Annotated in this window: 2 rRNA genes; both read right to left on the bottom strand. The window is 53.1% G+C overall.

From position 1 onward, the window contains the following. Positions 1-84 precede the first annotated feature (84 nt). Positions 85-199: ribosomal RNA gene (rrf, locus tag GH784_RS27055) — 5S ribosomal RNA — on the bottom strand. Between the two features lie 221 nt (positions 200-420). Then, a 23S ribosomal RNA gene (locus tag GH784_RS27050) occupies positions 421-635 on the bottom strand; the annotation flags it as partial.

Raw genomic sequence — 635 nt, 5'->3', positions numbered from 1 at the left:
AATGCAAAAAGGCCGCTTTGAGCGGCCCTTTGTATCGGCTGGGCCGAAGAGTTTGCTTGAGAAGATATTTGTTGCGTTTTGCAGACCTGGCAGCGACCTACTCTCCCGCGTCTTGAGACGGAGTACCATTGGCGCTGGGGCGTTTCACGGCCGTGTTCGGAATGGGAACGGGTGCAGCCGCCCCGCGATAACCACCAGGTCGGCAAAACGCAACACAGTTCATGTTTTCACATGAGTGTTGTTTCGAGAAGCTGGGAAGCTTGCGCTTCATTTAATTTAACACGTCTTTCTGCGACCCATCCCGTATGTTTGCCATACAGACCAGAGGTCGTCGCGCCCTGTGGCGCGGCCCGTCCGGAGCGCTATGCGCGTCAGGACAGAACAGATGATGCTCATCTTTGATGAGCATGAACAATGGGAACGAAGAAGTCGATCGAGCTATTAGTAACGGTAAGCTTCACATGTTGCCATGCTTCCACACCCGTCCTATCAACGTGGTCGTCTTCCACGGCTCTGATAGGGAACACTCGTTTTCAGGTTGGTTTCCCGCTTAGATGCCTTCAGCGGTTATCCATTCCGTATATAGCTACTCTGCTATGCCCTTGGCAGGACAACAGATCCACCAGAGATACGTC

It is taken from the genome of Agrobacterium tumefaciens (assembly GCF_009649785.1).
Classification (GTDB): Bacteria; Pseudomonadota; Alphaproteobacteria; order Rhizobiales; family Rhizobiaceae; genus Agrobacterium; species Agrobacterium tumefaciens.
This window is presented reverse-complemented; position numbering and strand designations above follow the sequence as displayed.